Origin of the sequence: Brachybacterium halotolerans subsp. kimchii, assembly GCF_020792675.1 — a bacterium.
GTDB classification, from domain to species: Bacteria; Actinomycetota; Actinomycetes; order Actinomycetales; family Dermabacteraceae; genus Brachybacterium; species Brachybacterium halotolerans.
Window position 1 is genome coordinate 2,851,257 of sequence record NZ_CP086254.1, and the last position, 26,391, is coordinate 2,877,647.

Annotated in this window: 24 protein-coding genes; 10 read left to right on the top strand and 14 right to left on the bottom strand. The window is 72.9% G+C overall.

Annotated elements, in window-relative coordinates; genetic code table 11:
- Nucleotides 1-40: 40 nt before the first annotated feature.
- Together Bra3105_RS12795 and Bra3105_RS12800 are read left to right on the top strand one after the other, a co-directional pair.
- Entirely contained in the window at nt 41-418 is a 378-nt protein-coding gene (locus Bra3105_RS12795) for a RidA family protein (protein ID WP_200502301.1), read from the top strand.
- 58 nt (nt 419-476) lie between these two features.
- Nucleotides 477-1,769, top strand: a complete 1,293-nt coding sequence (locus Bra3105_RS12800; protein WP_228357102.1) for a MalY/PatB family protein — start codon at nt 477-479, stop codon at nt 1,767-1,769.
- On the opposite strand, the gene Bra3105_RS12805 is transcribed toward Bra3105_RS12800, so the two are convergent.
- Together Bra3105_RS12805 and Bra3105_RS12810 are read right to left on the bottom strand one after the other, a co-directional pair.
- Nucleotides 1,730-2,317: a DinB family protein gene (locus Bra3105_RS12805; RefSeq protein ID WP_228357103.1), complete on the bottom strand. Its 588-nt coding sequence runs from the start codon at nt 2,315-2,317 to the stop codon at nt 1,730-1,732. The two genes, Bra3105_RS12800 and Bra3105_RS12805, sit on opposite strands and share 40 nt — an antisense overlap.
- Nucleotides 2,301-3,020 (bottom strand): MerR family transcriptional regulator, encoded by a 720-nt coding sequence (locus Bra3105_RS12810; RefSeq protein WP_228357104.1) that lies wholly within the window; start codon nt 3,018-3,020, stop codon nt 2,301-2,303. Before Bra3105_RS12810 ends, Bra3105_RS12805 begins: the two co-directional genes overlap by 17 nt.
- A 118-nt stretch (nt 3,021-3,138) precedes the next feature.
- On the opposite strand from Bra3105_RS12810, the gene Bra3105_RS12815 reads away from it, so the two are divergent.
- Nucleotides 3,139-3,627, top strand: coding sequence for a DUF2306 domain-containing protein (locus Bra3105_RS12815; RefSeq protein ID WP_228357105.1), 489 nt, complete (start codon nt 3,139-3,141; stop codon nt 3,625-3,627).
- A 307-nt stretch (nt 3,628-3,934) separates the two neighbouring features.
- Here Bra3105_RS12815 and Bra3105_RS12820 read toward each other — a convergent pair whose 3' ends face one another.
- From Bra3105_RS12820 to Bra3105_RS18575, 3 genes are all read right to left on the bottom strand, one after another.
- Entirely contained in the window at nt 3,935-4,972 is a 1,038-nt protein-coding gene (locus Bra3105_RS12820; protein WP_228357106.1) for a bile acid:sodium symporter family protein, read from the bottom strand.
- Nucleotides 4,973-5,048: 76 nt separating this feature from the next.
- On the bottom strand, nt 5,049-6,563 hold the full coding sequence (locus tag Bra3105_RS12825; protein WP_228357107.1) for a glutamate-cysteine ligase family protein: 1,515 nt from the start codon (nt 6,561-6,563) through the stop codon (nt 5,049-5,051).
- Nucleotides 6,564-6,806: 243 nt separating this feature from the next.
- Nucleotides 6,807-9,494, bottom strand: a complete 2,688-nt coding sequence (locus Bra3105_RS18575; RefSeq protein WP_323188822.1) for a S8 family serine peptidase — start codon at nt 9,492-9,494, stop codon at nt 6,807-6,809.
- Between the two features lie 282 nt (nt 9,495-9,776).
- Between Bra3105_RS18575 and Bra3105_RS12840 the strand changes: the two genes are divergently transcribed.
- Together Bra3105_RS12840 and Bra3105_RS12845 are read left to right on the top strand one after the other, a co-directional pair.
- On the top strand, nt 9,777-10,547 hold the full coding sequence (locus tag Bra3105_RS12840) for a CHRD domain-containing protein (protein ID WP_228357108.1): 771 nt from the start codon (nt 9,777-9,779) through the stop codon (nt 10,545-10,547).
- Nucleotides 10,548-10,563: 16 nt separating this feature from the next.
- Nucleotides 10,564-11,289 (top strand): class F sortase, encoded by a 726-nt coding sequence (locus Bra3105_RS12845; protein ID WP_228357109.1) that lies wholly within the window; start codon nt 10,564-10,566, stop codon nt 11,287-11,289.
- A gap of 31 nt (nt 11,290-11,320) precedes the next feature.
- Here Bra3105_RS12845 and Bra3105_RS12850 read toward each other — a convergent pair whose 3' ends face one another.
- The 9 genes from Bra3105_RS12850 to Bra3105_RS12890 all read right to left on the bottom strand — a co-directional run bounded on the left by Bra3105_RS12850 (nt 11,321) and on the right by Bra3105_RS12890 (nt 21,122).
- Nucleotides 11,321-12,109: an anti-sigma factor gene (locus tag Bra3105_RS12850; RefSeq protein ID WP_228357110.1), complete on the bottom strand. Its 789-nt coding sequence runs from the start codon at nt 12,107-12,109 to the stop codon at nt 11,321-11,323.
- Nucleotides 12,106-12,714: an ECF RNA polymerase sigma factor SigK gene (gene sigK, locus Bra3105_RS12855; RefSeq protein ID WP_228357111.1), complete on the bottom strand. Its 609-nt coding sequence runs from the start codon at nt 12,712-12,714 to the stop codon at nt 12,106-12,108. The genes Bra3105_RS12850 and sigK overlap by 4 nt, the downstream gene beginning before the upstream one ends.
- A gap of 34 nt (nt 12,715-12,748) precedes the next feature.
- A complete protein-coding gene (locus tag Bra3105_RS12860) occupies nt 12,749-14,161 on the bottom strand; it encodes a copper resistance CopC/CopD family protein (protein ID WP_228357112.1) in 1,413 nt (470 codons plus the stop codon).
- Between the two features lie 7 nt (nt 14,162-14,168).
- Nucleotides 14,169-14,879: a YcnI family copper-binding membrane protein gene (locus Bra3105_RS12865; protein WP_228357113.1), complete on the bottom strand. Its 711-nt coding sequence runs from the start codon at nt 14,877-14,879 to the stop codon at nt 14,169-14,171.
- Between the two features lie 62 nt (nt 14,880-14,941).
- Nucleotides 14,942-15,499 carry a DUF5134 domain-containing protein gene (locus Bra3105_RS12870; protein ID WP_228357114.1) on the bottom strand — a complete coding sequence of 186 codons (558 nt, stop codon included), beginning with the start codon at nt 15,497-15,499 and terminating at the stop codon, nt 14,942-14,944.
- A gap of 104 nt (nt 15,500-15,603) precedes the next feature.
- Entirely contained in the window at nt 15,604-17,892 is a 2,289-nt protein-coding gene (locus Bra3105_RS12875; RefSeq protein ID WP_228357115.1) for a heavy metal translocating P-type ATPase, read from the bottom strand.
- Nucleotides 17,892-19,814, bottom strand: coding sequence for a cytochrome c oxidase assembly protein (locus Bra3105_RS12880; RefSeq protein ID WP_228357116.1), 1,923 nt, complete (start codon nt 19,812-19,814; stop codon nt 17,892-17,894). Before Bra3105_RS12880 ends, Bra3105_RS12875 begins: the two co-directional genes overlap by 1 nt.
- Before the next feature lie 10 nt (nt 19,815-19,824).
- Complete coding sequence (locus Bra3105_RS12885) at nt 19,825-20,739, bottom strand: M48 family metalloprotease (protein ID WP_228357117.1); 915 nt, start codon at nt 20,737-20,739, stop codon at nt 19,825-19,827.
- Nucleotides 20,736-21,122 (bottom strand): BlaI/MecI/CopY family transcriptional regulator, encoded by a 387-nt coding sequence (locus tag Bra3105_RS12890; protein WP_228357118.1) that lies wholly within the window; start codon nt 21,120-21,122, stop codon nt 20,736-20,738. Before Bra3105_RS12890 ends, Bra3105_RS12885 begins: the two co-directional genes overlap by 4 nt.
- Nucleotides 21,123-21,237: 115 nt before the next feature.
- Between Bra3105_RS12890 and Bra3105_RS12895 the strand changes: the two genes are divergently transcribed.
- The 5 genes from Bra3105_RS12895 (at nt 21,238) to Bra3105_RS12915 (ending at nt 26,389) form a co-directional block, all read left to right on the top strand.
- Entirely contained in the window at nt 21,238-22,074 is an 837-nt protein-coding gene (locus Bra3105_RS12895) for a sugar phosphate nucleotidyltransferase (protein ID WP_228357119.1), read from the top strand.
- The gene (locus Bra3105_RS12900) at nt 22,071-23,309 is read left to right on the top strand and encodes a galactokinase (RefSeq protein ID WP_228357120.1); all 1,239 of its coding nucleotides are present in this window, start codon (nt 22,071-22,073) and stop codon (nt 23,307-23,309) included. Before Bra3105_RS12895 ends, Bra3105_RS12900 begins: the two co-directional genes overlap by 4 nt.
- 31 nt (nt 23,310-23,340) lie before the next feature.
- On the top strand, nt 23,341-24,600 hold the full coding sequence (locus Bra3105_RS12905; protein ID WP_228357121.1) for a glutaminase: 1,260 nt from the start codon (nt 23,341-23,343) through the stop codon (nt 24,598-24,600).
- 36 nt (nt 24,601-24,636) lie between these two features.
- Nucleotides 24,637-25,434 carry a hypothetical protein gene (locus Bra3105_RS12910; protein WP_228357122.1) on the top strand — a complete coding sequence of 266 codons (798 nt, stop codon included), beginning with the start codon at nt 24,637-24,639 and terminating at the stop codon, nt 25,432-25,434.
- Between the two features lie 70 nt (nt 25,435-25,504).
- A complete protein-coding gene (locus Bra3105_RS12915; protein ID WP_228357123.1) occupies nt 25,505-26,389 on the top strand; it encodes an aminotransferase class IV in 885 nt (294 codons plus the stop codon).
- Nucleotides 26,390-26,391 lie beyond the last annotated feature (2 nt).

Genomic DNA, 26,391 nt, shown 5'->3' on the forward strand with positions numbered 1-26,391 from the left:
CACCGTTCCGCCGTCCCACCACGCACACAGGAGAGCACCCATGACCCAGGCCATCAGCACCGACCAGGCTCCCTCCGCCATCGGCCCCTACTCCCAGGCCGTCCGCCACGGCGACACGATCTTCGTCTCCGGGCAGATCCCGCTGGACCCCGCCACCGGCGCGATCGTCGAGGGCGGCATCCGCGAGCAGACCCGTCGCGCGCTCACCAACGCCGGCGCGATCCTCGAGGCCGCCGGCTCCGGGCTCGAGAAGGCCCTGCAGGTCACCGTGCTGCTTGACTCCATCGACGACTTCGCCGCCGTCAACGAGGAGTACGGGACCTTCTTCACCGAGCCGTACCCCTCGCGCATGGCCTACGCCGTCGCCGCGCTGCCCAAGGGCGCGCTCATCGAGGTCACCGTGGTCGCCGCCGCCTGACCATCCCCACCATCCGCACCATCCGCACACCCGCCCGCACCACGCACCAGGAGGAGCCATGACCGCGTACGACCTCGACACCCTCGTCGACCGCACGTCCATGGGCTCCTCGAAGTGGACGGCGATGGGCGAGGCGGCGCGCACGGCCGACGTCGATCTCGAGCGATGTCGCGACACGGCGGGCGCCCCCATCGCGCCCTTCTCCGTCGCCGACCTGGACCTCGCCAATGCGCCCGAGATCATCGACGCCCTCCAGGGCGCCCTCGCGCGCGGCCTCGTCCTCGGCTACACCGTCCCCACCGACCGCTACCTGGGCGCCGTCACCGGCTGGATGCGCCGACGCCACGGCTGGGACGTCGACCCCGACTGGATCCGCGTGACGCCGGGCGTGATCCCCGCGTTCACCTGGGCCATCCGTGAGCTCACCGCACCCGGTGACGGCATCATCGTGCAGACCCCCGCCTACTACCCGATGTACCGGTCGATCACCTCGAGCGGGCGGCGCATCGTGCGCAATCCTCTGGTCGAGAGCGCGGGCCGCTTCCGCCTCGACCTCGACGAGCTCGAGCAGCTCGCGAAGGATCCCTCGACGACGATGCTGCTGCTGTGCAGCCCGCACAATCCGACCGGCCGCGTGTGGGAGCGGTGGGAGCTCGAGGAGATCGCCCGGATCGTCCTGGAGAACGACCTGCTGCTGGTCAGCGACGAGATCCACGCCGACCTCGTGCAGGAGGGCCACGAGCACCTGGTCGCGCCGACGATCGACCCGCGGCTGGCCGAGCGGACCCTCGTCCTCACCTCGCCCAGCAAGTCCTTCAACCTCGCCGGGCTCGGCATCGCGAACGCGATCATCCCCGACCCGGGGCTGCGCGCACGGCTCACCGAGGCCCGCGACGACCTCGGCTTCGACAACCCCAACGTGCTGGGGGCCGTCGCCTGCGAGGCCGCGTACACGCGTGCCGAGCCGTGGCTGGACGCGGTGAACGAGCTGGTCGCCCGCAACCACCGCCGGGTCCGCGAGATCTTCGCCGAGCGCCTGCCCGCGGTGCGCGTGTGCGACCTCGAGGGAACGTACCTGCAGTGGATCGACCTGCGCGCCCTCGGACTCCCGCACGAGGAGCTGACCCGCCTGCACGCGTGCGAGGCGATGCTCTACTGCGACGAGGGCGCCGTCTTCGGCCCCGAGGGCGAGGGCTTCGCCCGGCTCGTCATCGCCACCCCGACGCCCGTGCTCGAGGCGGCTCTGGATCGCCTCTGCTCCGCCTACGAGCGGGCGCTCGCGGAGCGGCCGGGTGCGCAGCGGCGGGATGCTCAGAAGCGATCGGCGATGGCCTCCAGCCGCGCCCTGTAGTCGGGCCAGTCCTCGTCGGCGGGCAGGTTCGAGTTGTCGCGGCGCAGCCCGGCGGCGCCGTCGATGCTCTCGCGCAGGATGTCCGCGTGGCCCGCGTGCCGGGAGACCTCTGCGGTGACGTGCACGAGGATCCGGTGCAGGGAGATCGTGCGGCGGCTGCGCGGCCACCAGGGGACCTCGGCCGTGGTCTCGAGCGGCAGGGCCTCGACGACCTCGTCGACGAAGGTCTGCACGCGCCGGTAGCGGGCGACCACGAGCTGCGCGCTCTCGTCGGCCGCGGCGTACATGTCGACCAGCGGGTCGGTCTCCTCCGCGGCCAGTGGCAACAGGTCCTCCGGGTGGGGGTACGGCTCGGGGGAGACCAGGGAGAAGTAGCCCGCCTCGACGTTCGCGACGTGCTTGACCAGCCCCAGCAGGTTGGTGCCGGTGGGGGTGCGGGGCAGGCGCAGGTCCCGCTCGCTCAGGCCGTCGAGCTTCCAGAGCAGGGACTCCCGTGCTTCGCGCAGGTACTGCAGGAGGGTGGACGTGGGATCAGGGGTGGGCGCCATGGGGACCAGTCTGCCCCTCGTCGGCCCCGGCCTCGAGGGTCACCGCGGCGTGGGCGAGCGCCCGCAGCACGACCGCCAGCTGGGTGAAGGCGAGGGAGCCGATGAGCGCATGGCGGACGATCGCATCGGTGCTCGGGCCGCTCGGGCCGCTCGAGGCGCTGGCCGACGGACCGGACGACGCGCCCCGCGCGCTCTGCGGCTCGCTGCGGATCCCCGCGAGGTCCTCCCGCGCGATCTCCTCGAGCGGGCGGGCGTAGCGCAGCAGGGTGGGCAGGTCCGCGGCGACGTCCTCGGCGCCCATCGCCCCGAGCAGCCGGTCGAGGGCGACGCGGGGACCGCTGCCGACGTCGGCCCAGCCCATCGCCCCGATCAGGGCCGCCACGCGCGGATCCTCGTCCTCCGGCGGCGGCTCCTCGTGCAGACGGGCGGGCAGACCCGTCGCGATCGCCTGCGCGATCTCGAGGGCCTTCACGAGAGGTCGGCCCTCGTCGATCACGGTGGTGAGCGCCCGAATGTCCTCGATGGGGGCATGGGCGAGCTCGCGCAGCGCGCGGATCAGCGCGAGGCGCTCGAGGTGCTCGCGGCCGTAGTCGAAGCGCGTCGTGGTGAGCCGTCGCCCGGGAGGGAGCAACCGCTGTCGCCGGTAGTACTTGATGCTCGCCGTGCTCGTGCCGCTCGCGCGGGCCAGCTCGTTCAGCAGCATGCGATCCCCCTCGGATCTCGCCGGCGCCGCCGCGCAGATCCTCCGGGACGGTCGGATAGTGCGAGGACCAGCAGCTATCTTGATGGCGCCGTGTCGCCCGTCACATTACCGTCGGCCCATGGGCACACCCGTCGTCGTCATCGTCCTCCACGCGCTCGGCGCGCTGATCGTCCTCACCCTGGGGCCGATCCAGATCTTCCGGCGCCACCGCGACCGTGCGCACCGCTGGCTGGGCCGCACGTGGGCGATCGCCATGGTCCTCACCTGCGTCTCGAGCTTCTTCATCCACCCGCAGGGGCTCAGCTGGCTGCACGCGCTCGCGGTGTGGACGCTGTTCTCCATCACGATGGGCGTCGTCAACATCCGGCGCGGTAACGTCGCGTCGCACCGGGTGTGGATGATCGGCTCCTACCTGGGCACGTGCATCGCGTTCGTCTTCGCGATCCTGTCGCCGGGGCGGCTGATCCCGCATCTTCTGCGCTCGGACCCGGTGCTGACCCTGGTCTTCTTCGCGGGTGTGGTCGCACTCGCCGTGGCGTGGGCCGGGATGGTGGTCCGCGTGCGCGGCACGCGCCGCGATGCGCGTCGGCCCCTCGCCGTGGAGTGAGGCCCGAAGGACCCCCGACAAAGAAAGCGCCCCGGCTCGTCCCCACGAGCCGGGGCCATCCCTTTCCCCCGCGTTCCGGCTTCAGTGGCGGGGCCACCTCCTCAGAAGGCCCGGCCGCCGGTAACGCGTTGGGTATAGATAACCAGCCTGTCTGCAAGATTCGCTGGAGCGTCCCTACGGGTTTCCTGGGAAGGGCGCCCCAGGGTGTGCAGATCCTGTGCGCCCCTTGCATCGCACCAGGTCAGCGCAGGGAGCGTCGGGTGCTGCGAGCACGTTCTCTGCACCGCCGGATACGAGGTGATCCGCATCACCGCGAGACGGCGGGCGCGCGCCGGTCCCGCGGGTCCGCGTCCTGGCGCTGCGCGGTGCGCCGGTAGTACATCGCGAGCACCGCGCCGGACAGGTTGTGCCAGATCGAGAACACGGCGCCGGGCAGCGCCGCGGCGGGGCTGAAGTACTGGGCGGCGAGCGTGGCGGCGAGACCCGAGTTCTGCATGCCGACCTCGATCGAGGTGGTGCGGGAGGTGCGGATCGGCTGGCGCAGCACGCGCGCGAACCAGTAGCCCAGGAGGTAGCCGAAGCCGTTGTGCAGCACCACCGCGAGCAGCACGAGGGCGCCCGCGGAGACGATCTGATCGGCGCTGCCGGAGACCACCGCGATGACCACCAGGGAGATGCCGGCGACGCTCACCCACGGCAGTGCCGGCAAGATCTTGTCCACCAGGCGCGAGAGCACGAGGCGGATCACGAGGCCGGCGATCACGGGGATCAGCACCATCTTCACGATGCTCAGGGCCATCTCCCCGGCATCCAGCGGCATAAACGCCCCGGCGAGCCAGAGGGTCAGGACAGGGGTGAGGATCGGGGCGATGAGCGTGGAGATCGAGGTCATCGTCACCGAGAGCGCGGTATCCGCCTTCGAGAGGTAATTGATGACGTTCGAGCTGGTGCCGCCGGGGGCGCAGCCCACGAGGATCACGCCCGCCGCGAGCTCGGGCGGCAGCTGCAGCACCCAGGCGATGGCGAAGCCGACGAGAGGCATCACCACGTACTGCGCGAGCACGCCGATCAGCACCGGCAGCGGCCGCTTCAGCACGAGGGTGAAGTCGGGGATGGTGAGCGTGAGCCCCATCGCGAACATGATGATGCCCAGGAACAGGTTCGTGTACCCGGAGATCGCCTGGCCGGTGGCCGGCACGAAGAAGCCGAGCGCGGCGGCCGCGAGGATCAGCACGGGGAACACGGTGACCGCGACGCGCGCGGAGCGGTCCTCGCTCGTGGATCCGGCCGGGGCCGACGGGGGTGTGGGTGGAGCGGAGGTGGGGGAGGAGGGATTCTGGCTCATGCGCTCACTCTAAACCGGACATCCAGGATCTGAGACGCACTCTCGACATGCGGGCCGACGGGGCCGGGCGGTTCCCTCAGGCGTCGGCCTGGCCCCGCGCGGGCATCGGCCACTCGTGCACGGGGCGCCCGGAGTGGACGCCCTCGATGTACATCGCGGTCATCCGGGCGAGAGCGTCCTGGCGGCTCGCGCCCCGCAGCTCGAGGGAGGTGACGGTGTCGATCTGCCACCGGGCGCCGTTGCGTCCCGAGCGGGCGCGTCCCAGCAGCACCGAGGTGTAGCGCTCGATCACGTCCTCGTCGGTCCCGAGGTCCCGCAGCCCCTGCATGGCCTGGGGGATGAGGTGCTCGACCAGCAGGTCCGCGACGCGCACCTTGCCCAGGCGCGGCCAGGTGATCCGGGCCTCCAGCCCCCACCGCGCGCACAGCTCGAAGTGCTCGGCGGCCTGCTCGAAGCTCATGCGCGACCACAGCGGGCGCCGCTCCTTCACGAGCGACTCGAGGATCCCATAGAGGAACGCGGCATTCGCGGCCATGTCGATCGCCGACGGCCCGGCCGGCAGCAGACGGTTCTCCAGCCGCAGGTGGGGCATGTCCTCGCCCGGATCGTAGATCGGCCGGTTCCAGCGCCACACGGTGCCGTTGTGCAGCATCAGCTCGTGCAGTCGCGGGGACGCGCTCTCGGCGAGCAGCGGCTCCTCGGCCATGGTGCGGGACTCGGGGATGAGCGCGGGGAACAGCCGCACGTTCTCCTCGAAGAGGTCGAACATCGAGGTGATCCAGCGCTCGCCGAACCACACCCGCGGGCGCACTCCCTGGGTCGCGTACTCGGGCGGGCGGGTGTCCAGGGCCTGCGTGAACGCGGGGATCCGGTTCTCGTGCCAGAGACGGCGGCCGAACAGGAACGGCGAGTTCGCGCCCAGCGCCGCCTGCGGGCCGGCGATCGCCTGCGCGGCGTTCCAGACGTCGGCGAACTGCTCGGGGGAGACCTGCAGGTGCAGCTGCATGGAGGTGCATGCGGCCTCGGGCCCGATCGAGTCGAACTCGACGTCGAGCCCGCGGCCCTCGCCGCTGATGCGCAGGTGGATCTCCTCGCCGCGGGCCTCCATCACCGTGTTCTCGAGCGCCTCGTAGCGCGCGCCGGGGGAGCGCCAGGAGTCGTCCTCGAACATCTCGGAGGTGAGGGTGGGCAGGTGCCCGACGGGCACCATGCGCGCGCCGTGCCGGCGCGCCGTGGCGTCGGCCTTCTCGATCCGCTCGTGCAGCTGCTGCTCGAGGTCCCGCAGCCCGCTGCCGCGCGGATGGGTGACCGGCAGGTTCGCCTCGACGTTGAAGCGACCCAGCTCGTGCACGAAGTCCGGGTCGTCGATCGCGGGGATGACCTCGTCGGCCAGCAGGGCCGGCGACATCGGATCCCCGGCGCCGGATTCGACGGCGAGGTTCATCTCGAGCTCGACGCCGATGGTGCCCTCGGTGCGGAACTCGGCGGTGTCCAGGAACGTCTCGAACAGGTCGAGATTGCGCCTCAGCTCCCGCCGGTAGTGCGTGCGCTCGCTGCGGGTGTACTGGGTCGAGCCGATCTCGCGTCCCATCGCGACCTCCCCCTGGACTCCGGTGCGCACGGGGCCGACGGACAGGCCGACGGGTGGGTCGGGCCGCAGCCTCCCGCGCGCGGGTGCGCCCCATCAAAGCACGTGGCCGGGGCGCACGGAACGCCTGTTCGCACGCGGGTGGCCCAGTGCACGGCGTCGCCCCCGACCCGCGGCTGCGGATCGGGGGCGACAGTGGGGGACGGGGCCGTCAGGGCCTCGGCTGCGACGGATCCCGCGCCGGGCTCAGGGCTTCTGGTGCGACAGCGTCAGCACCTCGGAGTCCCAGCTCTCCCAGTCGGAGGCCGTGTCGGGATCGCCGAGGGCCTTGAGCACGCGGACCTCGATGATGTACGTCCCGTCCTTCGCGGTGACGGTCTTCCCCTTCGCGGTCTGGTAGGTGCCGTCCCAGGGCAGCGCCTCGGTCTCGGACGAGCGGCCCCACTTGCTCTCGGAGCTGACCGTGCCCACCTTGGGGTTCACGAGCTTGCCCTTCGAGCCGTCGGCCTTGGCGTGGTACACGGCCACGTCCAGGCGCTCGACCGGGTAGTCCAGGTAGAAGAGGACGTAGGGGACGTCGTCCCCGGACATCGAGTACGTCGCGTCCGTGCCGGAGACCGGCACGATGTTCTCGCCCTGCGCCTTGCCGAGGGCCGGCAGGCCGTCGTGGGCGCCGAGCACCTCGACGTTCTGGTAGTCGCCGGACATGCCCGCGAAGGGCACCGAGAGGTCCTCGTCATCACTGGTCAGCTGGATCCAGCCGCCATAGATGATGCCGTCCTCGCCGAAGTCCTCGCTGATCCGCGCGGTCACCAGCGCCGAGCGGTGCGGCTGGATGGTCACCGAGCGGCTCGAGAGCCGCACGGAGGGGTCGGCGACCTGGAAAGCCGGGTCCGACGGCGAGCCGCCGGTGGCGACGCCGGTGCGGGTCGAGACCGCATAGGTCTTCGCCGCATCGCCGTCGTTGCGCACGTTCACCGTGACCGAGTGGGCGCCCTGCGAGCTGTCGCCGAGCGAGATCGTCGGCTCGGCGACGGACGTGGAGGTGTGGGCGGCCTCGACCATGTCGAGCATGCCCGCGCCCTGACGGTGCACCGGCTCGAGGTAGCCCTTGCCGGGCTCGAGCGACCAGTCCAGCGGGTCGGCCGTGTTCACGAGCGCCGACTTCACCTGCTTCGGCGTCCAGCCCGCGTGCTCCTGCAGCATGAGCGCGGCCGCGCCGGCGACGTGCGGGGAGGCCATCGAGGTGCCGGACTTCGTGCCGTGCCCGCCCTGCTCGAGCGGCACGGTCGAGTAGATCTGGCCGCCGGGGGCCGACAGGTCGGGCTTCAGGCCCAGCTCGGCCGTGAGCCCGTACGAGGAGAAGGACGACATGAGGCCGGCGCCCGCGTTCGGGAACACGGCCACGCCGTCCTTCCAGGCGATCTTCGTCGTGCCCGCCGCGATGGCCTTCTGCAGGGCGACACCGTCGTCCTGGGTGACGGAGACGACGGGGATGGTGATCTCCGGGTCGCCCGCGACGGTCGGGCTGATGAGCCCGGCGCTGTTGTTGTAGAGCACGACCGCGGTGTACCCGGCCTCCTGGGCGTTCGCCGCCTTGTCGTGGAAGGAGCACGTGCCGCGCTTGACGAGCAGTGCCTGCTTCTTCTTCGTCGGCTTCGGCACCTCGGCCGGGTCGCAGGCCAGGACGGGGGCGTCGGCCGCGTCCGAGTTCTCGCCGGCGCTCGCCAGGACGACCTTGCCGGAGGTCGGGACCGTCCCGCCGTCCTCGGCGGAGGTGAAGCCGTACTTCGTCTTGCCCACCGCGAAGTAGGGGGTGTGCGCGTCGGTGTTCTCGACCGAGCCGACGGTGATCACGTCGCTGCCGACGCCGGGAGCGCCTCCGGAGAACGTGCCGGCCTCGCCCTCGTTGCCGCCCGAGGCGACGACCACGACGCCCTTGGCGGTGATCTCGTTCGAGGCCTGCGCGGTCGGGTAGTCGTCCCAGGTCATGAACGAGGCGCCGAGCGACATGTTGATGACGTCGACGCCGTCGGCGAAGGCGCGGTCCATCGCGGCGAGGATGACGTCGGTCGAGCTCGTGCCCTCGCAGCCGAAGATCCGGTACGAGGCGATGTCGGCCTTCGGGGCGACGCCGGTGACGTCGCCGTCGGCCCCGATGATGCCCGCGACGTGGGTGCCGTGGCCGCCGCAGTCGTCCGGGTACTCGTCGGGCTTCGGGACGCTGCCCGGGACCGAGGAGTTGTAGTCGTCGCCCACGAAGTCGTAGCCCATGGTCACGCGGGTGCCGGGGAAGTCCTTCGTCTGGTCGTTCGTCCCGGAACCGCCGAGGTCGGGGTTGTTGTAGTCGACGCCCGAGTCGATGACGCCGACGGTCACCCCCTCGCCGTCCAGGCCGTCGACCTTCTGGACCGTGTCCACGCCGGTCATGGCGTTGGCGTACTCGTCCTCGGGGGAAGCGTCGTCCTGGTCCGGCGGCAGGGCCACCTGCATCACGGGGTAGACGGCGGTGACGCCGTCGACGTCCTGGAGGGCCTCGGCGTCGGCCTTCGTCATCGAGACGGCCATGCCGTTCCACGCGTGCGTGAAGGACTGGTCGACGGTCACGTCCAGGCCGTCCTTCTCCGCCTTCTCCACGACGCCGGTCTGCTTCGTCTTCAGCGTGCGCTGGGGGGTGCCCTGCGCCTGCGGGGCGCCCTCGACCTGGACCAGGTAGCGGTCGGGCACGGAGCCCTTCACGTCGTCGAGGGAGGGGGAGCCCTTCGCGGGGGCCTCGACTCCGTGGGAGGAGGCCGTCCCGAGGTCGTCGCCCTGGCCGTCGGCCTGGGCGGGGAGGGGGCCGAACATGGCGGCGGCGAGGGCTGCCGCGGCGCCGGCGGTGAGGAGGGATCGGGGGGAGAGGAGAGCGCGGCGATGCGCAGGGAGGTGTCTCATGGGCTGCCTCGGGGAGGGGAGAAGGATGGCCGGCGGCGCCGGGCGGGGTCTTGAGGAGAGCACCCCGACGTGACGCATGACACCATGTCCTGACTGCGCGCGGTGGGCGTCGGCGGACACCGAGACCCATCCGTGACCTTCCCGTGACATCCCGGGCCCGGTCGGATCCCGAACTATTTCCGACCGATCCCCGACCAATCCGGATCGCTCGATGCTCCGAACACCCCTCGTCACCGTCCCCTGCGGCCTGTCGGCCGCACGGTGACTCCGAACGGAGGCATCATGCGCAAGACGATGAAGTCCATCTCCCTCATGGCAGCCACGATGGCGGCGGTCGGCTTCGGCGCGACCGCACCGGCTCTCGCAGAGGGCAGTGACGCTCACAGCTACCAGGCAAATCTCACCGAGCTCAACGATTCCGGTGCCTCGGGCACGGCCTGGCTCACCCTCGACGGTGACCAGCTCACCGTGAAGATGGATACCAAGGGGCTGCTCGAAGGCTCGCCGCACGCCCAGCACATCCACATCGGAGGCAAGGGCAAGTGCCCCGACCCGAACATGAAGGGCTCGGGCGAGAACGGAGCCATCCAGGTCAGCGACGCCATGGACGACTACGGCATGATCGGCACCTCGCTCACCACGAAGGGCGGGACCGGTCCGGACAACGGTCTGGACGTCGCGAACTTCCCCACGGGCGACGGCCACTACGAGCGCACCATCACGGTGAGCGACGACGTCGCCTCGTCCCTCAAGGACGGCAAGGCTGTCGTGGTCGTGCACGGTGTGGACCACAACGGCAGCGGGAAGTACGACGGGGACACCAAGTCCGATCTCGACCCGTCGCTGCCCAGCGAGGCCACCGATCCCGCGGCCTGCGGTGCGGTGACGGTCAGCCAGATGTCCGACATGCCGCAGGGCGGCGTCGAGACCGGTGACGGCACCACCGCCGGCATCGAGGACGCCGGGCTGCTCGCAGCCGGCGGCGCGCTCGTCACCGCGGGCGTCGTCGGAGCCGTCGTGAGCCGTCGTCGCAGCGCGCGCACGGAGAAGTGAGTAGCAGCATCTCGCGATGAGCAGTGTGAACAAGCAGCACCGCCGCGGCGGCCGTCTCTGGGCGGTCGCCGCGAGCGGTGCGCTGTGCGTGGCGGGGCTCGTGCTCCTGATCGTCTTCCTGGTCGACCAGGAGCCGCCCCCGCCCCAGGCGCCGGCGGCGCAGACTGCTTCCAGCAGTTCCGACAGCTCCAGCAGCTCCAGCAGCTCCGGCGCGACGACGCCGCCGTCGAGCGACGCGGAGCAGACCCCTTCGACCTCCGCGGCTCCCAGCACGCCCGCGGTGCTGCCGGCATCGAAGCCGGTCCGCATCCGGGTGCCGGACCGTGACATCGACGGCGCGGTGTTCGGGATCCCTCTCGCCGATGACGGCACGCTCCCGGCCCCCAGCGGGGCCCGCAAGGACGACGCCGCCTGGTTCGACGGCTCGCCGACGCCCGGTGAGCAGGGCCCCGCGGTGATCGAGGGCCACGTGACCTACAGCGGGAAGCCCTCGGTGTTCTTCGAGCTCGGCGCGGTGCGCAAGGGCGACCGCGTCGACGTGGAGCGTGCGGACGGGAGCACCGCGACCTTCGAGGTCTACGACGTCGGCCGCTTCCCCAAGGACTCCTTCCCCACCTGGGCCGTGTACGAGAACACGTCGAGCGCCGAGCTGCGCATGATCACCTGCGGCGGCACGGTCGACGCGGCGGGGCGTCATGCGGACAACGTGATCGTCTTCGCGAGGCTCGTCGACGAGGGATGACCCTCGCCTCGCACCGCAGGAGCGGTCCGCCTCAGGAGTAGTCGAGCGCGGCCAGGACGGTCGTCGGCTGCTCCGAACCCCCGGCGGGCTCGAGGCTGATGGCGGCTCCCTCGGCAGACCCCGCGGACAGCAGTGTGCGGGAGTCGCCGTCATCGTCGGGGTGGACCAGCCCTGCACTCACGGGGCCCTCGGACTCCTTGGTCCATGCCTGGTAGTCCTTGCCCGACGGAGCAGCGGGGAGGTCCTCGACCTTCAGCACCGCAGAGCCCAGGGAGGGCGAGCGCACCGCCGTGATCCGCGCCGAGCGCCACGTCGTCGTGTACTCCCGGGCGTCGTCGGCCGCGAGCACCTCGTCGATGTCCTTCTCCTCCTGCGAGCGCCAGGGGCGCGCGACGACGAGGCCGGTCGCGACCAGTGCGCTCGCGGCGAGGGCGAACCCTCCGGCGAGGACTGCGCGGCGCCTCGGCCGGCGCGGGGGCCGGTGCTCCTCGGGCCCCTCGGACTCCTCGGGCGCTTCGGGCTCCTCGGCCGTCGTGGGCGGCGTGGGCGCCGTATCCGACTCGTCGCTCACGGCCTCCAGGATCCGGTCGCGCAGCGCGGCGGGTGGCGGCGTCTCGAGCCCGTCCGAGAGTCCGAGCGTCGACTCGCGCAGGGAGTCGACGAGCTCACGGCACTGCGGGCACGTCGCCAGGTGGGCCTCGACGGCCGCGGTCTCGGAGGGGTCGAGGGCGTCGAGCGCATAGGAGGCCGCGAGCGCCTCGAGCTCCTCGTGCGCGGGGTCGTGGTCGCGGTCGTGGGGTGCTCCGCGGCTCTCGCTCATCTCTCCTCCTCCCTCGTGTGCTCCGTGCTCATGATCCGCCGCAGGGCCAGCAGTCCGTCCCTGATGCGCGTCTTCGCCGTCCCCAGCGGGATGCTCAGCCGCTCGGCGACCTGGGACTGGGTGAGTCCGTCCAGATATGCCAGGCGGATCGCCTCGCTCTGTCTGTCCGACAGCTGCGAGAGCGCGCCGCGCACGTGGCGCGCCTCGATGCCGTCCAGAGCCGTCTCGCTGGTCGGGTCGGGCTGCTCCGTCGACGATCGTGATTCGTAGGCGACATCGCGATCGGATTGCGACTGTGACGCGCGCACCCTGTCCACCGCGCGGCGGTGGGCCATGGTGAGGATCCAGGCCAGGGCCGATCCCCTCGACGGGTCGAAGGACGATGCCCGGCGGAACACCTCGAGGTACACCTCCTGGGTGACCTCCTCGGACTGCGCCCGGTCCCTCAGCACCCTCAGCACGAGGCCGAACACGCGCGTGCTCGTGGAGTCGTAGAGCTGGGGGAAGGCCTCGGCATCGCCTCCGGCGACCGCGAGCAGGAGTCCGCGCAGGACGTCCGCGGATGCCGTCGCCGCGGGGGCGGGCTCCTCCTCGGGCGTCGTCATCCGGCCATCCTACGGGCGGAGCATGGGCGTTCGATCACGCGGTCCCTGGCGTCGCCGGTGCGACCGGCGCGTCGACCGGGGCAGAGGGCGAGGCGGACGCCGGGGCGCTCATCGAGTCCATCGAGTGCACGTGCGGGCTGAGGTTCACGAGCAGTCCGGTGATCGCGAGCACCCCCAGCAGCAGCACCGCCTCGCGCCGCATGATCCGCAGCAGGCGGTCCCACGGGGCGTCGGCCGCCGCGATCGCGGGCAGCAGTCGGGTGCGGTTCCACGCCGCGAGCCCCACCGCGACGGCGACGACCACGAGCTTGACGAGCAGCGTGCGCCCCCACGCCGAGGTCACCAGCGCCGCGGGCGAGTCCAGGATCAGCACCGCCATCGTGGTGCCGCTGGCTGCGAGCACCAGCACGCTGACCAGTGCCACAAGGGAGAACCGTCGAACCACGGTCACGCCCTCCGCGGCCGCCGAGTGCCGGTGCAGCCCCGTGAGCATCGCGATCGCCGCGAGCAGCCCGCCCGACCACACGGCGCCCGCGAGCAGGTGGGCGACATCGGCGACGAGCATCAGGGGGCGCGGCGCGATGGACGCCGAATGGCCGACGAGCACCGGGGCGACCAGGGCCAGCAGCGCGCCCGGCACGGAGAGCGCGGGTCTGCGCGCCCCGCCCGCCCCGATCACCAGGGCGGCCCCGAGGACCACGGCGCCGGCGCCGACGACGGGCGGGGCCGAGAGCCCCGCGCCCATGCGCGTCCAGCCGGCGACCTCGGCCGCCGTCACGGGGACGAGGAGCGCGGCCGCCGCCGCGGCCACCAGCGCGAGCACCCGCAGGGCCCGCGTCGCCCGGTCCGAGGCCATCACGGCCCGGGCCGCCGCACCGTTCGCCACGAGCACGGAGCACAGCAGTGTGCCCGCCATCACCAGCAGCGAGAGGTACTCGGCCACGGTGAGGACCGGGACCAGCGTGGCCGCCCCCGCGCCCGGATCCTCGTGCGCCGCGGTATCGGTGCCGGCGCCGGCGTCGGCACCGGTGTCGGAGCCGTCGGACGGCGTGGCAGGGATCGTGGAGGGGGCGCCAACAGAGAAGTCGAGGGTCCCGGTCACCGGATGCCCGTCGGCCGAGACCACCCGATAGGTGAGCACGTAGCTGCCGTCGGGGAGGTCCGAGGGCAGCGCGGCGAGCACGTCGTCGTCGCGCGAGTGCGCCTCGAGCGTCGTCGAGGTGCCGTCCGGGCGGGTCAGGCGGGTCTCGCCGTCGATCGGCCGCACGTGCTCGTCGAAGGTGAGCGTCGCCGTCCCGGGGGCATGCTCGACCACGGTCCCGTCGTCGGGGCTGCTCGACTCCAGCTGGGCGTGCGCGAGCGCGGGAGCGGCCCCGCCGAGCATCAGCAGCAGGCCGAGAAGGCTCCCGAGCAGCACCCGCAGCGCGGGCATCCGGAGGTGGGTCACGACGGGATCAGCGCCTCCTGCGCACGGTGATCAGCGCCGCCGCGCCGCTCAGCAGCCCGAGCGCGCCGATCACGAGGCTGGTGACGACGAGCGCCGTGGTCGTGCCGTCGAGCGCCGCCTGGGGCTGGGCCACGGCGGTCGCGGTGGAGGAGTCGCCGGACGCGTCACCGGGGGCGGCGACGGCGACGGAGGGCGCCGGGGACTCGAGGTCCTTCTCGCTCTGCCCCTTCTTCGGCACCTGGGTCCACGCGGTCTCGCCCTTCTCGCAGGTCTGCGTGGTGGGGAAGGTGAGGGTGGTGCCCGCGGCGTCCTCGGGGATCTGCAGGGAGAGCTCGAAGGAGTCGCGCTCGCCGTCGGGCAGCGGCGTCTTCGCCGTGTACACGACCTGGGAGTCGCGCTCGGTGACCTCGTTGCCGTGGGCGTCGGTCTCGGGCTCGGCGAGCTTCTCGTGCTTCGTCGTGACGTCGTAGTACGGGTTGCGCGTGGGGGTCACCTCGTCGACCCCCTCGGGCAGGTCGATCGCCACCTTCGTGGTGGCCGAGCCGTCGCAGCCGTGGGGGACGCTGAAGGTGACCACGGTGTACGCGCCAGCGGTCGTGTCCTCGGCGTCCGCGGTCACGTGCGCCTGCGCGGCCGCGGGCACGGCGAAGGCGAGGCCCGCGGCGGCGGGGCCGAGCGCTGCGCGGAGGGGGAGTCGGCGTGCGGTGTTCGCAGTCATGGATGTCCTCGAGGTGGGGGATCGGCAGGGATTCGGAGTCGGAGGGGAATCGGATGGGTCGATCAGTGCAGCAGCATCAGCCAGCAGGCCAGGGCCATGGCGAGGTCCATCGCGGCCATCATCCGCAGGCCCGCGCGCGGGCCCGGCGACTCGTGGGCCTCCGCGAGCTGCAGCAGACCGGAGACCGCGAGCACGCCCGTGAAGGCCACGCCCAGCAGGCCCGCGCCGGTGGGCAGCATGGTCATGGAGTGGGCGCTCGAGCCGGGGTCGGCGGACATGGTCACCACCATCCAGACCATCGCCAGCATCATCACCGCGTGCTGGCCCTGGTGCAGCGGACCGTGGACGCTCGCGTCCGTGCGGCCCTCCGCGAGCTGGAGCAGGGCGAGCAGGGCGAACCACGCGGTGGCGAGGGCGAACAGGACGATCTGGGGGAGCGCGGGCAGAGCGCTCCACCAGGACCAGGACATGGCGACCATGACCACGCACATGAGCACGTGCAGGAGGTCGCCCACGAGGTCGACGGGCCGGTCGCGATGGCGCGCCGCGCGCACGAGCGCGTGGACGCCGAGCACGGCGAACACGACGCTGAGCGCCACCGCGCCGATCGTCCCGTGCATCCCGCTCCGCCCGTCGTAGTTCTACGTTCTGTAGAGAACTCTAGGGCCGGCCGACGGGGCCCGCAAATCGACCCGCGGGATGTTCGATGCGACCGGCCGTGCGCTCAGCGCCCCGTGCGCCCGGTGCGCGGTCGCCGCGAGCGGAAGTTCTGCAGGCGCAGCGAGTTGTGCACGACGAACACCGAGGACAGCGACATCGCCGCCGCCGCGATCAGCGGGTTCAGCAGGCCGATCGCGGCGATCGGGATCGCCGCCACGTTGTAGCCGAAGGCCCACACGAGGTTCGTGCGGATGGTGCGGTTGGTGGCGCGCGAGAGCGCGATCGCGTCGATCACCGCGAACAGGTCCTCGCGGACCAGGATGATGTCCGATGACTTCAGGGCGACGTCGGTGCCGGTCACCATGCCGAGCCCGAGGTCCGCGGCGGCCAGCGCCGCGGCGTCGTTGATGCCGTCGCCGACCATCGCCACCGAGTGGCCCTCGGCGCGCAGCTCCTCGATCGCGGCGGCCTTGCCCGTGGGCAGCACGCCCGCGCGCACGTCGTCGATGCCGAGGTCCGCGGCCGCGCGCCGGGCGGCCGCCTCGGAGTCGCCCGTGAGCAGCACGGTGCGCAGGCCCGCCTCGTGGAGCGCGGCGATCGCGCCGCGCGCATCGGGCTTGATCTCGTCGGCCAGCACGATCGCGCCGACGGCCCCGCCCTCGCGGGCGACGAGCACGGCCGAGCGCCCGGATGCCTCCGCCTCGCGCACGGTCTCCGCGAGGTCCGCGGGCACGGTGGTCTCCAGGGTCTCCATGTGCGCGGGGCTGCCGACGGCCACCTGCGCGCCCTCGATCACGGCCTCGACTCCCAGCCCGGGCGTGACGTGGAAGTCGCGGGCCTCGGGGACGTCGGCCACGCGGCTCGCCGCGTGCTCGCGGATGGCCGTGGCCACGGCGTGCTCGGAGGAGGACTCGGCGGCCGACGCCCAGCGCAGCACCTGCGCGGCGCTCGCCGCGCCCGTCACCACCACGCGCTCGACGCTCGGGGCCCCCACGGTCAGGGTGCCGGTCTTGTCGAGGACGACGGTGGTCACGGTGCCGCTCGCCTCGAGGGCGTCCTGACCCTTGACCAGGATGCCGAGCACGGCGCCGCGGCCCACGCCCACCATCAGCGCGGTGGGGGTCGCGAGGCCGAGCGCGCACGGGCAGGCGATGATGAGCACGCTGATCGCGTTCGAGACCGCGGTGGCGACGTTCGCGCCCAGCAGCAGCCAGATCACGGCGACGAGCACGCTGAGCACGAGCACGACCGGCACGAACACGCGCACCACGGCGTCCACGGTGCGCTGCACGTCGGCCTTGCGGACCTGCGCCTGCTCGGCGATCGCGGCCATCTGCGCGAGCTGCGTGTGCGCGCCGACGCCCGTCGCCCGCACCACCAGCAGCCCGTCGGTCGAGACGGTCCCGCCCACGACCTCGTCGCCGATCCCGGACGTGCGCAGCACGGACTCGCCGGTCATGGCGCCCGTGTCGATCGCGGCAGAGCCCTCCACGATCTCCCCGTCGGCCGGGACGGTCTCGCCGGGACGCACCACGAGCAGGTCGCCGCGGCGCAGCTGCTCGATCGCGACCATGGACTCGGCGCCGTCGCGGCGCACGCGAGCCTCGCTCGCTCCCAGCGCGGTGAGCGCCCCCAGGACATCGCCCGCGCGGCGGCGGCTGCGGGACTCGAAGTAGCGCCCGGCCAGCTGGAAGGTGGTCATCCCGGCCGCGACGTCGAGGTAGAGGGCGTCGGCCCCCGCCGGCGCGCGCCCGAAGCCGAGCCAGAAGCCGTCCTGCGGCTCGAGGCCCACGAGCATCGAGACGATCGCCCAGCCGAAGGACACCGCGATCCCGATCGAGACCAGGGTGTCCATGGAGACCGCGCCGTGGCGCAGGTTCCGCAGCGTCATCCGGTGGAAGGGCCAGGCGGCCCAGGTGACCACGGGGATCGCGAGCAGCACGCACAGCAGCTCCCAGCCCGGGAACCGCCACTGCGGCACCAGGGCGAGCACGAGCGAGACGTCCATCAGCGGGATGGTCAGCAGCGCGGCCGCGATCAGCCGGCGCCGCAGGGAGGTGATGCGCATCTCCGTCGCGCGGCGGGACCAGGTGTCGTCGGCCTCGTCGTGCACGGCGGCGTCGTAGCCCGCGGCGCGGATCAGCGTGATCGCCTCGTCCGGGGCCTCGATGCCGGTGACCAGCGCGCGCTCGGTCGCGTAGTTCACCGTCGCGGAGATGCCGTCGGCCTTGTTGAGCTTGCGCTCGATGCGGTTCGCGCAGGCCGCGCAGGTCATTCCCGAGACGTCGAAGCTCCAGCGCTCGGCCGGATCGACCGGGGCGGGAGTGCGGGACTCGAGCACGGGCGGGGTCATCAGCTGCCCTTCCTGTCCGAGAGCTTCTTGAGCATCTCGTTGTACGCGTCGAACTCGTCGTCGAGCCCGCGATCCATGTGGCGGTCGCGGCGCCTGGCCTCGACGTCGTCCTGCCGGGCCCACTGCACGCCGAGCGCGATGATCGCGATCACGAGCGGCACCTCGCCGCCCGCCCAGGCCACGGATCCGGCGACCTGCTGGGAGTGGGCGAGGTCCGCCCACGGCAGGTCGAGGTAGGTGTAGTAGGTCTCCGCGAGGATCGTGGAGCTCGAGATGATGGCGACGCCGAAGAAGGCGTGGAACGGCATCGCCGCGAGGATGTAGCCGAGGCGGCCGATGTGCGGCAGCGGCCGCGGCGGCCGGTCCACGCCGATGATCAGGCTGTAGTAGAGGTAGCCGACGAGCAGGAAGTGCAGGTTCATCAGCTGGTGCGCCCAGTGGTAGCGCATCATCAGCCCGAACAGCGGCGAGAAGTACAGGCCGTAGTAGCTGCCGATGAACACCACGAACACGAGCGCCGGGTGGTAGACCGTGCGCATCACCGGCCAGTTCAGCGCCTGCGTGATCCAGGCGTGGATGCCCACGGTGCGCGCGTGCGCCGCGGACGCGCGCAGCAGCAGCGTGATGATCCCGCCCTGGACCAGGAAGATCGGGGCGAGCATGCCCAGGCTCATGTGCACGGCCATGTGCACGCCGAAGTCGGGCGCCGAGTAGCGGCCGATCCCGCTGTTGGTCGCGAGCAGCACCACCAGCCAGCCGGCGATCCAGAAGATCGTGCGCGAGAGCGGCCAGCGGTCCTCGCGCCGCCGCAGCGAGACCACCATCGCCAGGTACAGCACGATCATGGCGAGCGAGAGCACCGAGAACAGCAGGTTCAGCCGTCCGGTGGACAGCAGCACCTCGGCCGACGGCGCCTCGGGCACCTCGTAGCCCATGAACACCTGCGGGATCGAGGTGGGCACGAAGTACTGCGGCGGCGGGATCCGCAGCATCGCCGCGCCGGCGCCGAGCACCGCCAGCAGCAGCGCGCCGAGCGCCGTGACGCGTCGGCCCTCGAGTGTCCCCGAGCCCCGCACCAGCAGCAGCGCGCCCATCGCGAGCAGCAGCAGGATCCGCACGCCCTCGAGCGCCGCGGTGGGGGTGGCGAGCGCGCCCGCGCCCTGGAGCTTGAACCAGGCCAGGACGATCTCGATCACGAGCGCTGCGGGCACGCCGATCCGCGCGAGCAGGCGCAGGCGGCCGCGATCGGTCCGCGGGGCGCCGGTGGCGCCGAGGATCGCGTCGACCAGCAGCGGGGCGAGCAGCAGGCCGATCACGAGGGTCTGCAGGGTGCCGGCGTCCGAGCCCACGTCGTGGTTCGGGCCGACGAGGATCTGCCCGACGACGACCGGCGCGAGGATGCCGATGCAGCCCGCCCACAGGCCCAGCAGGAGGGTCGCCCAGCGCGTCGCGAGGAAGGCGGTGAGGGCGACGACGAGCGCCGCGACCGCGGTGACCGTCCAGGCCCGCGGCATGTAGCCGAACGAGTACACACGCAGCATCGTGTCGGGGCTGATCACCCGCGACAGGGCCAGGCCGTTGGTGTCGGCGGCGCTCGCGACGATGCTCGCGAGCGAGAGCACGCACCAGCTGACCGAGGAGACGAGCAGTGCGGTGAGGTCGGGCGCGGACTGCACGCGCCGCGCGGATGTGCGGGTGCGCGCGTGCAGGAAGGTGACCGTGACCAGGGAACCCAGGGTGAGCATTCCCGCGAGGGCGGCGGCGGACTCGATGAGCCCCGCGACCAGCGCGGTGGTCGCCCCCGGGTACTCCCGGTGGATCGAGGTGAAGAGCTGCTCGCCGAGCGCGGCGTCGGCGATCACGGGCGGCACGCACACGAGCGCGACCGCCACGGCGATCCACGCGACGACTCGGGTTCTCACGCCCAGAACTCTACTTCGTGTAGACGTTCCCGGCCGGGCCGGGAAGGGGTGCTGGAGCCGAGGTCACACGGTCCTCCGCGCCGCGGGCGGCGAGGCGCTCGGCGCGCACCAGCAGTGCGGGCGAGGCCACGAGGGCGTGGGAGGCGCGCAGCCCCGCGAGCAGGCGCCCCTCGCCGACGGCGCGGGCGGCGGCGTCGTCGGCCGCGAGCTCGGTGAGCAGGTGCACGCGCCCCACCAGGAGACGGCGCAGCGCGGAGCGCCGGGGCAGGCACGCGGCGTGCCAGGCGCACAGCCGCCGCATCTCGGCATGGCGCCCGCGCAGATGGGCGGCCTCGTGGGCGAGGACGCCGCGCAGCTCGGCGGCGGTGAGCGCCTCGCGGGCCTGCCGCGACACCGTGATCTCGGGGTGCCTGCCGCCGATCGCATGGGCGATGAGTCGCGGGTCGTCGACCTCGTAGAGCACCGCTCCGGTCTCGGCGTCGAAGGCCATGCGTACGGTGGCGGGGGAGCGGCGCACGACCGGACGGGCCGTGCTCGGTCCCTCGGCATCCAGCAGCGCGTCCTCGGCGGCGGCGTCGGGATCGGCGGCGGACCCGTCGACGGGCGCGCCCCGCCCGGGGCCCCCGAGCGCCATCGCGGCGAGCACCCCGGCGCCGCCCAGCCCGAGCCACGCGAGCAGTGCGAGGGCGAGCGCGCGCGCCGAGGCGGAGATCGAGACGTCTCCCGTCGGCCCCGAGAACGCGACCAGCAGACCGGCCGTCAGGACCGAGGCGGCCGCGAGCGCGAGGCCCGCGGCGCCGACGCCGAGCCACAGCCCGAGCGCGAGCCGCGGATGCCAGACCTGCCAGCGGCCCGCCACGAGCGGGAGCACGGAGGCCGGCGCGCACAGCAGCGCCCCGGCGAGCACGAGCAGCAGCACGATCACGAGGCGGCGCCCCGTGGGCGGCGCGCGTCGATCGCGCGGCGCATGAGCTCGATGTCCTCGCTGCTCAGGGTGTCGGCGAAGGCGAGCAGGGCGCCGCGGCGATCATCGGCCTCGTCGAGGGTCTCGACCATGTCGCGTGCGTGCGCCTCGGCGCTGCTGATGCGGGGGCGGAAGCGCACCTTGCGCGGGGACAGCGCCTCCCGCTCGACCATCCCCTTCTCCTCGAGGCGCGTGAGCACCGTGAGGATCGTCGTGTACGCGGGGACCGGGTCGGCGAAGGCACCGAGGATCGCGCGGGCGCCGAGCGCCTCGTCGGCCTGCCAGAGGGCACGCATGACCAGCGCCTCCAGGGCGCCGTTCGAGCGCGCGCGCACGCCTGCCATGGGCGGTTCTCCTCGGGGGGACGGGGTCGGGACGACCCGCACAACTCTACACGGCGTCGTGGTGATGCGGCCCGTCGTGAGGCCCTCCCTCGTGAAGCCTTCTACACTCGTCCCCGTGAGCGCGACGACGACGAGCCCTGCCGCCCCGGTGACCCGTGCCGTGATCCTCGCCCGCGGGCTCGGCACCCGCATGCGGAGGGCCGACGACGGTGCGCAGGTCGACGAGAAGCAGGCCGCGGTCGCCGCGAGCGGCGTGAAGGCGCTCATCGACGTCGGCCGTCCCTTCCTCGACTTCGTGATCAGCGCCCTCGCGGATGTCGGCGTCACCGACGTGTGCCTGGTCATCGGCCCCGAGCACGACGTGCTGCGCGAGTACGCGGAGCGCACGAGCGGGGGCCGCGTCACCGTCACCACCGCCGTCCAGGCCGAGCCGCGCGGCACCGCCGACGCGGTCGCCGCCGCCCGCGACTTCGCCGGCGACCAGCGCGTGATCGTCCTGAACTCCGACAACCACTACCCGACCGACGCCCTGCGCGCCCTCGCCGCCGCCCCCGGCAGCGCCCTCGTCGGCTTCGATCGCGAGGCCCTCGTCGCGCAGTCGAACATCCCTGCCGAGCGCATCCGCGCCTTCGCTCTCGTGGACGTCGACGCCGACGGTCGCCTGCGGGACATCGTCGAGAAGCCGGACGAGCAGACCCTTGCCGCCTTCGGCGACGACGCCCCCGTCTCCATGAACGCCTGGCTGTTCACCCCCGGCATCTTCGAGGCCTGCGCGCGCATCGATCCCTCGCCGCGCGGCGAGTACGAGGTGATCGACGCCGTGCGCCGTCAGGTCGCGGACGGCGAGGTCTTCACCGTGGTGCCCGCCGCCGTGGGCGTGCTCGACATGTCCTCGCGCGGCGACATCGCCTCGGTCCAGGAAGCGCTCGCGGGCATCGAGGTGCGCCTGTGAACGCGCCCTCCTCCCTGCCCGACGAGGTCGCCTGGTTCGTGCCCGGCCGGGTCGAGATGCTCGGCAAGCACACCGACTACGCCGGCGGGCGCTCCCTGCTGGCCGCCGTCGACCGCGGCCACACCGTCACCGCGCGCGCCCGAGACGACCGGAAGCTGCTGGTCACGAGCTCCATCGCCCGAGAGACCCTCGAGATCGACCTCGACGGCGAGCCCGCCGGACGGCTCGGCGCGGGCCACTGGTCGGGGTACGTGCGCACCGTCGTCGACCGGCTGCGCGCGAACTTCCCCGGCCGCTCCCGCGGCGCCGAGATCGGCATCGAATCGGACCTGCCGCTCGCGGCCGGGATGTCGAGCTCCTCGGCGCTCGTCGTCGGCCTCGCCCTCGCCTACGGCGAGCTCTGCCGGATGGGCGACGAGCCCGCCTACCGGGAGGTCGTCACCGATCGCGAGCGCCTCGCCGAGTACCTCGGCTGCGTCGAGAACGGCCAGAGCTACGGCCCGCTCGCCGGCCACCGCGGCGTGGGCACCTTCGGCGGCAGCGAGGACCACGTCGCGATGCTGTGCGGCCGCGAGGGACAGATGGTCCAGTACTCCTTCTGCCCCGTCGCCTTCGAGAGCGCCGTGCCCTTCCCCGAGGACCGCGCCCTGGTCATCGCCGTGTCCGGGGTGCAGGCGGAGAAGACCGGATCCGCCCTCGAGCACTACAACCGCGTCTCCCTCTCCGCGCGGGACATCGTGGGCATCTGGAACGAGCGCACGGGCCGCCACGACGCCACGCTCGGAGACGTCGTGGCCGCCGACCCCGGCGCCGCGGACGAGCTGCGCGCCCTGATCGACCCCGGCACCTACCTCTCCGCCCGCCTCTCCCAGTTCCTCGAGGAGTCCGAGCGGATCATCCCGGCGGCCACCGACGCGCTCGCCGCCGGCGACCTCGCGACCTTCGGGAGCCTGGTCGACGAGTCGCAGCAGCTCGCCGAGGAGGGCCTGGGCAACCAGACCCCCGAGACCGTCGCCCTGCAGCGCCTGGCCCGCGAGATGGGGGCCGACGCCGCCAGCGCCTTCGGCGCCGGCTTCGGCGGCAGCGTCTGGGCGATGGTCCCCGCCGAGCGCGCGGACCGCTTCGCCGTCGACTGGGTGGACCGCTACGCCGACACCTTCCCCGTCGCCGGGCGCGCCGCGACCTGGCTCGTCACCCGTCCGGGACCGCCCGCCCACCGGGTGCGGAGCAGCTGAGCACCCATCCGACCCCGCCCCAGGAGGCACCATGCATTCCCCCGTCGGCGAGTACCTCCAGCAGATCCTGTCCGAGTGCGCGGCCGACGACGGCGCCGTCGCCGACTACATCCCCGAGCTCGCCGCGGCCGACCCCGACCACCTCGCCGTGGCCCTGTGCACCCCCGACGGCACCCTCTACAGCGCGGGGGACGCCGAGCGCCGCTTCACCATCCAGTCGATCTCCAAGCCCTTCGCCTACGCGCTCGCGCTGCGCGACCACGGCATCGACGCGGTGCTCGAGAAGGTCGGGGTCGAGCCGTCGGGCGACGCCTTCAACGAGATCAGCCTTGAGGAGCGGACCGGGCGCCCCGAGAACCCGATGATCAACATCGGCGCCATCACCACCCACACCCTCGTCGGCCCCGCGGATCTCGACGAGGACGCCCGCACCTCCCGCGTCATCGAGGGCCTGGGCGCCTTCGCGGGCCGCGAGCTCGCGGTCGACGAGGACGTCTTCGCCTCCGAGATGTCCGAGGTCTGGCGGAACCTGGCGCTCGCCTCCCTGGTGCGCGCCAACGGCATCATCTCCGGCTCCCCTGAGGAGGCCGTGCGCGGGTACACGCGCCAGTGCGCGGCGCTCGTGGACGTGCGCGACCTCGCCGTGATGGGCATGACCCTCGCCCGCGGCGGCACGAATCCGCTGACCGGCGAGCAGGTCGTCCCCGAGGAGGTCGCCCGCCAGGTGCTCTCGGTGATGACGAGCTGCGGCATGTACGACGCGGCGGGGGACTGGCTCTCCGCCGTCGGCATCCCCGCGAAGTCGGGCGTCGCCGGGGGCATCCTCGGCGCGCTGCCCGGGCAGGTGGGCGCGGGCACCTTCTCCCCGCGCCTGGACCGCTTCGGCAACTCGGTGCGCGGGGTGCGGGTCTTCGAGCGCCTGAGCCGGGACATGAACCTGCACCTGATGCGGATCCCCGAGCCGTCCCTCGAGGTCATCGGCCGCCGCGAGAGGACGCGGCGCGGCCGACGCCTGGTCGTGCTGCAGGGCGCGATGGACTTCGCCTCGGCGGAGATGGCGCTGCGGCACTTCGAGCGCATCGACCCGAGCGAGGGCGACGTCGTGGTGGACATCGGCATGGTCTCCTCCCTCAACGACGTGGGACGGCGCATGCTGCACGAGGGCCTCGCGCGCCTCGCGGCCGACGGGCACCGCGTGGTCGTCGTCGACCCCCACGGCCGCCTCGGGGACCTCGGCGGCGGGCGCGTCCCCTACATCGCCCGCGTGGTCCCGGACCGCCGGGACGAGTAGGGCCGTCGCGACCGGCTCCTGTGCCACGATGAGCCCATGCCCGCTTTCGACTGGCCGCATGACGCGGCGCCCCTGCCCATCGAGCCCCTGCGCGGGGCGATCGACCGCCTGACCGCGCTCGCCGCCCGCCACGAGGGCGTGCTCGAGCTGATCGCGCCGCTCGAGGCCGAGGACGAGCAGAGCGACGGCGCCCCGGGCACCGCGGGGCTCGCGGGCGGCGTCGCCGGCGACCCCCGCGCCTACCTGCCTCCCGTGCTCTCGAGGATCGCCGACGAGTTCGGCGGGATCCGGGTGGTCGGCGGCGACGCGGCGCTCATGATCGTCGTCGACGAGCGCAGCGACCTGGGCCCCTTCACGATCCTCACCGACCCGGTCTCCTTCACGCCGCTGTACGAGGGCGACGACGTCGCCGTCGTCCTCGCGATCGACGCGCAGGGCGCGGCGGGCCCGGTCTTCGCGATCGGCGAGGACCTCGCCCTGACCCTCGTCGCCCCCGACCTCGTCGACTACGTGCAGCGGTTCACGGAGGCCCTGGACCTCGCGGTGACCACGACGGCCGACGAGACGGTGGACGCCGAGCTGGTCGCCGACCGCATGGAGGAGTCCTTCTTCGCGCCCCTGTTCGCCGAGGACCCCGAGCGCACCGTCGCCCTGACCGTCGAGGCCCCCTCGGGCGTCGACGCGCCCGCGGACGCCCTCGCCGTCGCCGACCTGCGCGGCGCCGCCCCCGGTGCGCGCGTCGAGGTCATGGACGCCGACCTCCCGGGCGACCCGCTCGACATCGGCATCGCCTGGCGCGCCGACGGCCTCGTGGTGGTGGTGACGGGCGAGTGAACCGGCGCGCGGCCGCGTGCGCCGCGCGCGCGTAGGATCGGGGGTTCCCCGCCCGATCCAAGGAGCCGTCGTGTCCTCTCGTCCTGCCGTCCTGGTGATGATCCCCGGAGTCGCCGCCGATCCCGCGCTCAAGGCCCGTCCGGCCTTCCGCCTGGTCGACGAGGGCGCGCCGCAGCTGCGCGTCACCGATCTCGCCGCCACCCGGGGCGATGGCGTGTTCGAGACGGTGGGCGTGTTCGACTCCCGCCCGGCGAACCTCACGCCGCACCTCGAGCGCCTGCAGCGCAGCGCCCGCATGCTCGACCTGCCCGCGCTCGATCTCGACGTGCTCGCGCAGGCGGTCGACGCCGCCGTCACCGCGCACCTGCCGGTCCCCGAGCTGCTCGTGAAGATCGTGGTCTCCCGCGGCGTCGAGGGGCAGCCCCGCCCCACCGCCTGGGTCTATGCCGACGCCGCCCCGAGCTACGCCTCCGCCCGCGCGGGCCTGCGCGTCGCGGCCCTTGACCGCGGCATCCCCACCACCGCCCCGCAGACCAGCCCGTGGCTGCTCGCGGGCGCCAAGAGCCTCTCCTACGCGATCAACATGGCGGCTCTGCGCGAGGCCTCGCGGCGCGGGGCCGACGAGGTCCTGTTCGTCTCCTCCGACGGCTATGCGCTCGAGGGGCCGACGTCGACCCTGCTGGTCAAGCGCGGGGACCGCTTCCTCACCACGCCGGTGGACGCGGGCGTGCTGCCGGGCACGAGCCTCGGCTCGGTGTTCGAGCTGGTGCGCGGCGAGGGCGCGGAGGCGGCGGAGGAGCTGCTGACGCCCGCGCAGGTGGCCGCGGCCGACGGCGCCTGGCTGCTCTCCTCGGTGCGCCTGGCCTGCCCGATCACGCATCTCGACGATGCGGAGCTGCCCGTGGACCGCGCCCTCACCGATCGGCTCAGCGCGGCGATCGCGGGGCGGAAGTAGCC

Coding starts and splice junctions, on each gene's coding strand:
- Bra3105_RS12795 (WP_200502301.1), top strand. CDS start 41: ATGACCCAGGCCATCAGCACCGACCAGGCTCCCTCCGCCATCGGCCCC.
- Bra3105_RS12800 (WP_228357102.1), top strand. CDS start 477: ATGACCGCGTACGACCTCGACACCCTCGTCGACCGCACGTCCATGGGC.
- Bra3105_RS12805 (WP_228357103.1), bottom strand. CDS start 2,317: ATGGCGCCCACCCCTGATCCCACGTCCACCCTCCTGCAGTACCTGCGC.
- Bra3105_RS12810 (WP_228357104.1), bottom strand. CDS start 3,020: ATGCTGCTGAACGAGCTGGCCCGCGCGAGCGGCACGAGCACGGCGAGC.
- Bra3105_RS12815 (WP_228357105.1), top strand. CDS start 3,139: ATGGGCACACCCGTCGTCGTCATCGTCCTCCACGCGCTCGGCGCGCTG.
- Bra3105_RS12820 (WP_228357106.1), bottom strand. CDS start 4,972: ATGAGCCAGAATCCCTCCTCCCCCACCTCCGCTCCACCCACACCCCCG.
- Bra3105_RS12825 (WP_228357107.1), bottom strand. CDS start 6,563: ATGGGACGCGAGATCGGCTCGACCCAGTACACCCGCAGCGAGCGCACG.
- Bra3105_RS18575 (WP_323188822.1), bottom strand. CDS start 9,494: ATGAGACACCTCCCTGCGCATCGCCGCGCTCTCCTCTCCCCCCGATCC.
- Bra3105_RS12840 (WP_228357108.1), top strand. CDS start 9,777: ATGCGCAAGACGATGAAGTCCATCTCCCTCATGGCAGCCACGATGGCG.
- Bra3105_RS12845 (WP_228357109.1), top strand. CDS start 10,564: ATGAGCAGTGTGAACAAGCAGCACCGCCGCGGCGGCCGTCTCTGGGCG.
- Bra3105_RS12850 (WP_228357110.1), bottom strand. CDS start 12,109: ATGAGCGAGAGCCGCGGAGCACCCCACGACCGCGACCACGACCCCGCG.
- sigK (WP_228357111.1), bottom strand. CDS start 12,714: ATGACGACGCCCGAGGAGGAGCCCGCCCCCGCGGCGACGGCATCCGCG.
- Bra3105_RS12865 (WP_228357113.1), bottom strand. CDS start 14,879: ATGACTGCGAACACCGCACGCCGACTCCCCCTCCGCGCAGCGCTCGGC.
- Bra3105_RS12870 (WP_228357114.1), bottom strand. CDS start 15,499: ATGCACGGGACGATCGGCGCGGTGGCGCTCAGCGTCGTGTTCGCCGTG.
- Bra3105_RS12875 (WP_228357115.1), bottom strand. CDS start 17,892: ATGACCCCGCCCGTGCTCGAGTCCCGCACTCCCGCCCCGGTCGATCCG.
- Bra3105_RS12890 (WP_228357118.1), bottom strand. CDS start 21,122: ATGGCAGGCGTGCGCGCGCGCTCGAACGGCGCCCTGGAGGCGCTGGTC.
- Bra3105_RS12905 (WP_228357121.1), top strand. CDS start 23,341: ATGCATTCCCCCGTCGGCGAGTACCTCCAGCAGATCCTGTCCGAGTGC.
- Bra3105_RS12910 (WP_228357122.1), top strand. CDS start 24,637: ATGCCCGCTTTCGACTGGCCGCATGACGCGGCGCCCCTGCCCATCGAG.